Below are 9,257 nucleotides of genomic sequence, written 5' to 3' on the forward strand. Positions count from 1 at the left end.
ATATCATGACATCTCCGTCCCAGCGGATGGTGACATAAGCATCGCCCGCCTCCGTCGGCATGTTGAACCGGTTGCGTTCGGGTTCGTAGGTGATGGTCATGGCTGTTTCAGCCTTATTCCCACTCAATGGTTCCCGGTGGCTTTGATGTATAATCATAGACCACGCGGTTGATGCCTTTGACTTCGTTGATGATGCGCGTCGACACACGGCTGAGGAAGGCGCTTTCGAACGGGTAGATGTCGGCGGTCATGCCGTCGGTCGACGTCACCGCGCGCAAGGCGCAGACATTGTCATAGGTGCGGCCATCGCCCATCACGCCGACGGTGCGGACGGGCAGCAGCACAGCAAAGGCCTGCCAAATCGCGTCATATAGGCCTGCATTGCGGATTTCTTCGAGATAGACGGCGTCCGCCTTGCGCAACACGTCGCACCGTTCCTTGGTCACTTCGCCCGGAATGCGGATGGCAAGGCCGGGGCCGGGGAAGGGGTGGCGGCCGACAAATTGGTCATTCAGGCCCAATTCGCGGCCCAAGGCGCGCACTTCATCCTTGAACAGTTCGCGCAAGGGTTCGACCAATTGCATGTTCATCCGTGCGGGCAAGCCGCCGACATTATGGTGGCTTTTGATCGTGACCGAAGGTCCGCCGGTGAAGCTGACGCTTTCGATCACGTCAGGGTAAAGCGTGCCTTGCGCCAAGAAATCAGCGCCGCCGATTTTCTTCGCTTCTTCTTCAAACACGTTGATGAATTCGCCGCCGATGAATTTGCGTTTCTTTTCGGGGTCGGTGACGCCCGCGAGGCCAGCCATGAAGCGTTCTTCGGCGTCCACCACGACGAGCGGGATGTTATAATGGTCGCGGAACAAGGTTTCGACCTGTTCGCGTTCATTCATGCGCAGCAGGCCATGGTCGACAAAGACGCAGGTGAGTTGCGCGCCGATCGCTTCGTGAATGAGGATCGCCGCAACCGAGCTGTCGACACCGCCCGAAAGCCCGCAAATGACGCGGCCTGACCCTACTTGCGCGCGGATTTCGGCAATCTTCGTCGCGCGGAATTCCGCCATCGTCCAATCGCCGGCAAGACCGCAGATTTTGTGCACGAAGTTGGAGATCAATTTCGCGCCATCGGGGGTGTGCACGACTTCGGGGTGGAATTGGATGCCATAATATTGCCGCGCTTCGTCGGCGATAAAAGCAAAAGGCGCGCCGTCGCTGGTGGCGACAACTTCAAAGCCGGGGGCAAGGCTGGTGACCTTGTCGCCATGGCTCATCCACACCTGATGCTTGTCGCCGGTCGCCCATAATCCGTCAAACAATGCGCAGGGTTTTTCGACCTCAATAAACGCACGGCCAAATTCGCCGCCGTCGCCTTCGCTCACATGGCCGCCCAGCTGCATCATCATGGTTTGTTGGCCATAGCAGATGCCAAGGATAGGCAGGCCGCTGTCGAAAACACATTGCGGCGCGCGCGGCGAATCGGCTTTGGTCGTCGATGCGGGGCCGCCCGACAATATGATGCCCTTGGGCTTCATGCGTGCGAATGCGGCTTCGGCGGAATTGAATGGCGCAATCTCCGAATAGACCCCGGCTTCGCGCACGCGGCGGGCAATCAATTGAGTCACTTGTGACCCGAAATCGATGATCAGGATAGAATCGGAAGGGTGGGCGTGTGTTTTGGATTCAGGCATGGCCAGCCGATAGTGATTGCCGCCGCCGCTGTCCAGTTACCCCGGTGACTTTGCCCTTTGCCCTGACCTGTTTCGGTGCGCTATAGTGTCGCGGTGATAAAACCTGACACCAAACGCGCCGATATCATCGAGCGATTGACCGCCTATGTCCTTGCGCAAGGGCTTTCGGCGTCGAGCCTGCGTCCGTTGGCCAAGGCTGCGGGCACCAGCGACCGGATGCTGCTATATTATTTCAAGGACAAATCCGAAATCATCACCGCGGTGTTGGAACAGATTTCGGCGCAGCTGGTGGAGATGATCAGCACGCACACCGCCGCCGAACCATTGCCCGTGGATGCGCTGCGCCGCAAATTGGCGGGTATCGTTTTTGAAGATGCGCTGTGGCCCTATATGCGGATCTGGCTTGACGTCGCGGCACGCGCGGCGATGGGCGACCCGTTTTACCGCGCGGTGGGCGAACAGATTGGCCGCGGATTTCTGGAATGGGGCAAGGCGCAGCTGCAATCGGACAGCGAGGCGCAGCGCGACATTGATGCCGCGCGGCTTCTGGTCAGCATCGAAGGGATGCTGTTCCTGAAAAGCATCGGCCTTGACGATATAAACGCCAAGGCCGTTTAGCGCTTTAGCGCGCGCGTTCTGCCCGCTTTGGTCCGAGCAACATGGCCGCAACGTCACCCTTCGTCCGATAGCTGTGCACGAGCAGATAGGCGGCCAAAAATGGCGCGCCAAGGTTAAAGGCCGCAAATCCCAATATGAGCCCGGCCACGGTAAATTCGTGACGCCATGCGACCCAGAATCCCGAAAACATTAGAAAGAATAAAAAGTCGAGATTGAACTGCCCGGGCCACGCCATCTCCGCAATGTCACCGAAAAATATCGGATACAGGCCCATGCCATGATTGGCGATAGTGACACTGGTATAGGCGCCGACGATGGCCATGACGGCAACGAGGAAAAGGCGAAACAAGGTCATGACAAACTCCCCATAATAGTGGGAATCTGATACCAAAATGTAGCGACTGCTACAATATCTATTTTAATCCGTCAGCTCCACCCAAGTCGGCGCGTGATCGCTGGCCTTTTCACGGCCGCGATGGTCCTTATCCACGCCGCAGTATGCCAAGCGGTCGGCGACAACGGGGCTGAGCAAAAGATGGTCAATGCGAAAGCCATGGTCGCGTTGCCATGCGCCGGCCTGAAAATCCCAGAATGTCCAAATGCCGCCTTGCGGATAATGCGTCGCCAGCGCGTCGGTCCAGCCTTGGCCCAAAAGCGCACGGTACGCCGCGATGCTTTCGGGTTGGCGCAAGGCATCGTCCAACATCGCGGCTGGCGCCCAGATATCATGCGTGTGCGGAATGACATTATAGTCGCCCGCCAGCACGGCAGGGATTTCCGCCGCCAACAATTCGGCGGCGCGGTCGTACAAGCGTTTCATCCACGCAAGCTTATAGTCGAATTTCGGCCCGGGCAGCGGATTGCCATTGGGCAAATAAATGCTGGCAACGCGTATGCCGAAAACATCCGCCTCCAGATAACGGGCATGTTCGTCTTCGGGGTCGCCGGGCAAGGTGCGCTGCGCTTCGACAGGCTGCGTGCCCTTGGCGAGGATGGCAACGCCGTTGAAGGATTTTTGCCCGTGCCAGATGGCGCCATAGCCAGCACGTTCAAATTCTTCGACCGGAAAGCCTTCGTCCTGCGACTTGACCTCTTGCAGGCAGGCAATGTCGGGTTGGGTTTCTTCCAGCCATTCGAGCAGGCGGGGAAGGCGCGCTTTGACGCCGTTGATATTGTAAGTCGCAATACGCATGCCCGCGACCCTAGCCGCGCATGGCTATTGCATCAAACCGAAAAGCTGGAGCCGCAGCCACAACCGGCCTGCGCTTGTGGATTGGTCACCTTGAAGCTTTTGCCGCCAAGCGATTCGACGAAATCCACCGCAGAGCCACGCACCAGATCAAGGCTGACGGGATCGACGACCAAAGACGCGCCTTCGCCTTGTGCGGTGATGTCATCCGCCTCAACGCTGTCGGCAAGGCCGAAACGATATTGAAAGCCGGAACAGCCGCCACCTTCCACCGACAACCGCAGCACCGGATCTTTTCCAAGCTTGGTTGCAATCTCGGCCACGCGGCGCGCGGCATTGGCGGTCATGGAAATGGCTTCAATTTCGCTCATAGAGGATATGTAGGCCATGCAGCAGTTAAAGAAAAGGGGCGGCGCAGTATTCCGCGCCAGCCCCCAAGATTACACCCTCTCCCAAAGGTGATGCGTTTGGCCTGTCTGCTTACTCGCCGTCAGCAGGGCCGCCGATGGCAGTGCTATCAACAGTTTTTGCAGCAAGCAAGATTTTTGCGTTGCTTGGATCAGATTTCACGGGCGACAGGAATGCCACCGGGTTGATCGCTTCACCGGCAATGCGGACTTCATAATGCAGGTGGCTTCCGGTCGAGCGGCCAGTTGAGCCCATATAGCCCAGAATGTCGCCCTTGCGGATGCGCTGACCTGGCGTAACATTCATCGCCGACAAATGGCCGTAACGTGTCTGCACCGCGTTGCCATGGTTGATTTCGACCAATTTGCCGTAACCGCCAACCCATTCCGCGCGGCCGATGAAGCCATCTGCTGTAGCGTAAATCGGTGTGCCGATGGCGCCGGGAATATCGATGCCCTTGTGGTTGCGGCTGGCGCCACGCGTCGGTGCGTTGCGATAACCAAAGCCACTGGAGAATTTCATGATGTCCACTGGGTTGATCGATGGAACGGCAACTGCAACCTTGGTTGCGGTGCCGTTGATGCGGCCCCAGCTGTCGTTCAACGCGCGGAATTCAGGGTCCGACACGCCAAGTGCGCTCTGGCTCGCGCGCAAATCTTCTGGTGAAATACGGAACGTATCTGACGACGCGGCGGCTGAGTTGGCGAATGATGGTGTTGCTGCTGTGAAAGCGGCGACCATTACCAAAGCAGGTACAGCTTTAAGGATCAGTGATTGGCAATGTGCCAAAGCGCTGGATACCATAATGAGACTTTACCTTTTGATGCGACCCGCGCTTTTACGCAGTTCAGAAGTTTGACCAAGACAGGGGATCTGCCCCCCATTACGAAAATGGTGGTGTCCGATGGCTCAAACGAATGCAACATGCCGGTCATAATCGCGGGACAAACCGCCGCTCAAATGCGTTGAGTCGTTGAATGGCGCGTTCAACGGTTCACTAAAGTGGCGGTTTCCCGACAATTTCCAAACTGGCTTGGGCAATATCTGGCGTTCGGAACAACGCGTCATACACCCGTTTGTTCCCGCCAAGACCCGCGAAATTTCGTGATTATTGGGGCGATGGAACGTCCGACCGGTCACCGAATCGGTTGGCGTTTCGATTCGTCCGTTGGTCGCACGCTACCCGCTTCAACTGACCGCAGCCCTGAGGCAGGATGAGGGTTGGACGGTAAACCGTCCGTTCCAACTCCCGTCACCCTGAACTTGTTTCAGGGTCTTAATTCCAGACGGATTGAAGAAGTAAGATGCTGAAACAAGTTCAGCATGACGGATTTGAGAGAAAGGTAACCGCCCTTCGACAGGCTCAGGGCTACGGTTTTATAATATGCCTTGCTGCGCTCAGCCCAGCGCTTTGGCCGCGGCCAAAACCTCTGCGGCATGGTCCTTGACCTTTACCTTGCGCCAGACCTGCGCAACCTTGCCGTCTTTGCCGACCAGATAGGTTGACCGGTCAATGCCCATATAGCTTTTGCCGTACATCGATTTTTCGACCCAAGCGCCCATTTGCTCGGTGGCATCGCTGGCTTCGTCGGACAGCAACGTGACATTGAGTTCATATTTCGCCGCAAATTTGGCAAGCTTGGCGGGCTTGTCCTTGGACATGCCGTAGACGGGGCAATGGAGCGCGGCGAAATCCGCCGACAGTGCGGTGAAATCCTTGGCTTCGTTGGTGCAACCGGGCGTATCCGCCTTGGGATAGAAATAGAGCACCAGCGGGCCTTTCAGCGCCGCCAGATTGACCGCATTTCCTGCGCTATCCGCAACCGTGACGTCGGGCAGGGTGTCGTTGGTATCGGTCATGTTGGGTTCCTTTTCAAAAATCGCGTGGTCCAAATAGCCGCTGCCATTCGTGCATGACAACCCCGCGATAATCCCTAATCGCCGCCATCAGGCCATCCCAATCGGCAAAGCCAAGGCTGCCGGCAATCAACGCCTGCGCGGCCAATGGCGGGGTGGCGCAATCGGGCGCGACGAGGCGTACCATGACCAACAGCCGCGCGAACAAGGCATAGGCCGTGGCAAATTCTGCGGGCAGATGCCCGGCTGTCACCAGCGCATCAATGGCAGGGCCAAGCTGCGGCACTAACCCATCATGTGTTTCCAACTGAAGCCGGTGAATAATGAACTCCATATCGACCAAGCCGCCGGGCAACAGCTTCACATCCAGTTCGCCCTTGGGCGGCTTATGCGCCGCCATATCCTTGCGCATGCTGGCGATGTCCGACCGCAGCTTTTCGGGGTCGCGTTGGCCATGCAACACATCCGCGACAATAGCGCCCACCTGCGCACGGGCATCGGCGGAGCCGAACAGCACGCGTGCCCGCGTCAGTGCCATATGCTCCCATGTCCACGCATTTTCGCGCTGATATTGGTCAAAGCTTTTCACCGACGCGCAGAGCAACCCGTCCGCGCCCGATGGCCGAAGCCTTGTGTCGACCTCATATAAAGCGCCCGATGCGGTGGGCACCGACATCGCGGCAATCACGCGCTGCGCCAGCCGGTTGAAATATTGCGTCGCGCCCAAGGCACGCGGCCCATTGGATTCGGCGAGATTGTTGCCGGTGAACAATAAGATCAGATCAAGGTCCGACGCATGCGTCAGCGCCTCTCCGCCCAATCGGCCCAATGCCAAAATGACCAGCTCGCCGCCGTCAATGCGGCCATGCGCTTTTTCAAATTCGGCGACCGTCGCGGCGGTCAGCGTCTGCAACGCGGCCTCCGCCAAATGGGCGTAGCTGCGCGCGATGTCGCTTGCGTCGCTTCGGCCCTCAATCAACTGCACGCCCAGTGCAAAGCGTTTTTCGCCAACATAATCGCGGACTATGTCGAGCATGGATTGATAATCGGCATCGCCAATCCGGCGCGCCATTGCGTCGTGCAAAGCGGCCATGTCGCCGGGCAAGTTCATCGCGCTCGTGTCAATCAACGCGTCCAGATAGCGGCTCTGCCGGCCAAGATCGTCGGCCAGCGTCGGCGCGTAGCTCAATATATTGGCGACCAAATGCAACAGCCCGGGCCGCGCCTCCAGCAAGCGGAAGACGTTGATGGCACTGGGTATCGCCTCGATCATATTTTCGAACCGCGCGATGGCACGGTCGGAATCGGGGGCCAGCGCCAATGCTTTCATGATCGCGGGCAGGACGGCCTCAAATGCGTCACGCGCCGATGCGCTGCGGATCGCGCGAATCTTGCCGCTGCGCCACCGGGCCATGCGCTGCATGATGGCGGCGGGGTCGGTATAGCCAAGATCGGTCAATTGTTCTTCGAGCGGCAGGCCTTCGTCGGCCATGCGCGGCCCTTCGCTGCCGCCTGCGTCCACCATCCGGTCGTAAATCGCCGCGACTTGTTCCGTGACTGGGCGGATCGCGTCAATCAACGCGTCGGCGTCCGACAGCCCATGCAAGCGCGCGACGGCATCGGCGGTTTCGCGGTTCTGCGGTATCTCGTGCGTTTGCCGGTCGCTGTGCATTTGCAGACGATGTTCAAATGTCCGCAATTGTTCATAGGCCGATGATAATGTCTCCGCCTCTTGCGGGCTAATCGGCCCAGCCGCCGCCAACCGTGTCAGCGCCTCGCGGGTGTCGGGCACACGCAGCACAGGATCGCGTCCACCATGGATCAGCTGATGCGCCTGCGCGAAAAATTCACATTCGCGAATCCCGCCATGACCACGTTTCAGGTCGAACCCAAGGCCCATTTTCTGACCCTTGGCATAATGGTCCCGGATTTGCGCAGTCATTGCGGTGATGTTCTTCAATTGCCCGAAATCGAGCGATTTGCGCCAGATAAACGGCTGAATGGCGTTTAGGAAATATGCGCCGAGCGCGCGGTCGCCCGCGCAGACCCGCGACCGGATGAACGCCGCTTGCTCCCACGCCAGCGCGCTCGATTCATAATAGCCGATGGCCGCTTCGACGGGCAGGGCGATCGGGCTCACCTCCGGCGATGGCCGCAGCCGCATGTCGACGCGAAAGACATATCCGTCGCCATCCAATGCGGACAAAAGTTCGATGACGCGGCGGCCATAGCGCACCGCAGCCTCTGCCACATCGTCACGTTCGCGGTGGGGCAGGGTTTTGGGATCGAACAGGAAAATCGGGTCAATGTCCGACGAATAATTCAGCTCGCGTCCGCCATGTTTGCCCAGCGCAATGACGGCAAAGCCTTGATTGGGCGCGCCGGGCACGCGTTCTTCGATGGCGGCAGATATGGCTTGGTCGAGCGCATGGTCGGCAAAGTCGGAAAGAATGCCTGTGACGCGGCTGAGGTCCCAAACGCCGGCGAGGTCGGCAATCGCGGTGACAAGCGCGACGCCCTGCCGCTGTTGGCGCAAAGCGGTGCCGATATTGTCCGCCGTTCGGGCAAGGGATTGCACAAGCGCCGCGTCAAATTCGCCCGCTGCGACCATCGCCATCAATTCGGGGTTGCGGTCCATCAATCCGGCAAGAAACGGACTGTTGGCCTGTGCGCGTGCGATGGCTGCTGCGACGCGCGTCATGGTTTCAACCCTGATCTTTTCCGCGGACATAATCCCGCCGGAAATCGGAGGCGAATGTCGCGAACCGTCCTTGCGATATCGCCGCGCGCATTCCAGCCATCAGCATTTGGTAATAATGCAGATTATGCTGCGTCATCAGCATCGCGCCCAAAATCTCGCCCGACCGGATCAGGTGATGGACATAGGCGCGGGTCCATGTTGCGCACACCGGGCAGGTGCATTGGTCGTCAATCGGCCCTTGGTCTTCGGCAAATTTCGCATTGCGAATGTTGATGGGGCCGTGATGGGTAAAGGCTTGCCCGTTGCGGCCAGAGCGGGTGGGCAGGACGCAATCGAACATGTCGATGCCGCGCTCAACCGCGCCCACCAAGTCGTCGGGCTTGCCCACACCCATCAGATAACGTGGCCGGTCGGCGGGCAATTGGTCGGGCGCATAATCGAGGCAACCAAACATCGCCTCTTGCCCTTCACCCACCGCAAGGCCGCCCACGGCATAGCCATCAAAACCAATGTCGATCAGCGCATCGGCAGACCGTTTGCGCAATTCTTCGTCCAATGACCCTTGTTGAATGCCAAATAAGGCCGCGCGCGCGGCATGTTCACCGCCGCTGTCGAACCCGTCGCGTGAACGCTTGGCCCAGCGCATCGACAATTCCATCGACTTGATCGCTTCGTCGCGGCTCACGCCATTGGCGGGGCATTCGTCAAACGCCATGACAATGTCGGAGCCCAAAAGCCGCTGGATTTCCATCGAGCGTTCGGGCGACAGCATATGTTTCGACCCGTCGAGATGGCT

General features: G+C 58.8%; 10 protein-coding genes. 1 reads left to right on the forward strand and 9 read right to left on the reverse strand.

Features of this window, described 5'->3' with window-relative positions; translation table 11 throughout:
* Window positions 1-113 precede the first annotated feature (113 nt).
* Entirely contained in the window at window positions 114-1,688 is a 1,575-nt protein-coding gene (gene guaA / locus ACIQ5B_RS08510) for a glutamine-hydrolyzing GMP synthase (protein WP_324478616.1), read from the reverse strand.
* 93 nt (window positions 1,689-1,781) lie between these two features.
* Between guaA and ACIQ5B_RS08515 the strand changes: the two genes are divergently transcribed.
* On the forward strand, window positions 1,782-2,306 hold the full coding sequence (locus ACIQ5B_RS08515) for a TetR/AcrR family transcriptional regulator (RefSeq protein WP_397598631.1): 525 nt from the start codon (window positions 1,782-1,784) through the stop codon (window positions 2,304-2,306).
* A gap of 4 nt (window positions 2,307-2,310) precedes the next feature.
* Here ACIQ5B_RS08515 and ACIQ5B_RS08520 read toward each other — a convergent pair whose 3' ends face one another.
* From ACIQ5B_RS08520 to tgt, 8 genes are all read right to left on the reverse strand, one after another.
* Window positions 2,311-2,661, reverse strand: coding sequence for a hypothetical protein (locus tag ACIQ5B_RS08520; RefSeq protein ID WP_397598632.1), 351 nt, complete (start codon window positions 2,659-2,661; stop codon window positions 2,311-2,313).
* A gap of 63 nt (window positions 2,662-2,724) precedes the next feature.
* On the reverse strand, window positions 2,725-3,498 hold the full coding sequence (gene xth / locus ACIQ5B_RS08525) for an exodeoxyribonuclease III (protein ID WP_397598633.1): 774 nt from the start codon (window positions 3,496-3,498) through the stop codon (window positions 2,725-2,727).
* Between the two features lie 32 nt (window positions 3,499-3,530).
* Complete coding sequence (locus ACIQ5B_RS08530) at window positions 3,531-3,866, reverse strand: HesB/IscA family protein (RefSeq protein ID WP_397598634.1); 336 nt, start codon at window positions 3,864-3,866, stop codon at window positions 3,531-3,533.
* A gap of 109 nt (window positions 3,867-3,975) precedes the next feature.
* The gene (locus ACIQ5B_RS08535) at window positions 3,976-4,644 is read right to left on the reverse strand and encodes a M23 family metallopeptidase (RefSeq protein ID WP_397598639.1); all 669 of its coding nucleotides are present in this window, start codon (window positions 4,642-4,644) and stop codon (window positions 3,976-3,978) included.
* A 168-nt stretch (window positions 4,645-4,812) separates the two neighbouring features.
* Complete coding sequence (locus tag ACIQ5B_RS08540) at window positions 4,813-4,971, reverse strand: hypothetical protein (RefSeq protein WP_397598635.1); 159 nt, start codon at window positions 4,969-4,971, stop codon at window positions 4,813-4,815.
* A 330-nt stretch (window positions 4,972-5,301) separates the two neighbouring features.
* A complete protein-coding gene (locus tag ACIQ5B_RS08545) occupies window positions 5,302-5,763 on the reverse strand; it encodes a peroxiredoxin (RefSeq protein ID WP_397598636.1) in 462 nt (153 codons plus the stop codon).
* Between the two features lie 13 nt (window positions 5,764-5,776).
* Complete coding sequence (locus ACIQ5B_RS08550) at window positions 5,777-8,461, reverse strand: bifunctional [glutamine synthetase] adenylyltransferase/[glutamine synthetase]-adenylyl-L-tyrosine phosphorylase (RefSeq protein WP_397598637.1); 2,685 nt, start codon at window positions 8,459-8,461, stop codon at window positions 5,777-5,779.
* A gap of 4 nt (window positions 8,462-8,465) precedes the next feature.
* Window positions 8,466-9,257: tRNA guanosine(34) transglycosylase Tgt (tgt, locus tag ACIQ5B_RS08555; RefSeq protein WP_397598638.1), on the reverse strand; the 792-nt coding region annotated here is incomplete at its 5' end.

The organism is Sphingorhabdus sp. (assembly GCF_044374345.1).
In the GTDB taxonomy this organism is placed as follows: Bacteria; Pseudomonadota; Alphaproteobacteria; order Sphingomonadales; family Sphingomonadaceae; genus Sphingorhabdus_B.

Coding starts and splice junctions, on each gene's coding strand:
- ACIQ5B_RS08520 (WP_397598632.1), bottom strand. CDS start 2,661: ATGACCTTGTTTCGCCTTTTCCTCGTTGCCGTCATGGCCATCGTCGGC.
- ACIQ5B_RS08540 (WP_397598635.1), bottom strand. CDS start 4,971: ATGACGCGTTGTTCCGAACGCCAGATATTGCCCAAGCCAGTTTGGAAA.
- ACIQ5B_RS08535 (WP_397598639.1), bottom strand. CDS start 4,644: ATGGTCGCCGCTTTCACAGCAGCAACACCATCATTCGCCAACTCAGCC.
- ACIQ5B_RS08530 (WP_397598634.1), bottom strand. CDS start 3,866: ATGAGCGAAATTGAAGCCATTTCCATGACCGCCAATGCCGCGCGCCGC.
- ACIQ5B_RS08545 (WP_397598636.1), bottom strand. CDS start 5,763: ATGACCGATACCAACGACACCCTGCCCGACGTCACGGTTGCGGATAGC.
- ACIQ5B_RS08550 (WP_397598637.1), bottom strand. CDS start 8,461: ATGACGCGCGTCGCAGCAGCCATCGCACGCGCACAGGCCAACAGTCCG.
- xth (WP_397598633.1), bottom strand. CDS start 3,498: ATGCGTATTGCGACTTACAATATCAACGGCGTCAAAGCGCGCCTTCCC.
- guaA (WP_324478616.1), bottom strand. CDS start 1,688: ATGCCTGAATCCAAAACACACGCCCACCCTTCCGATTCTATCCTGATC.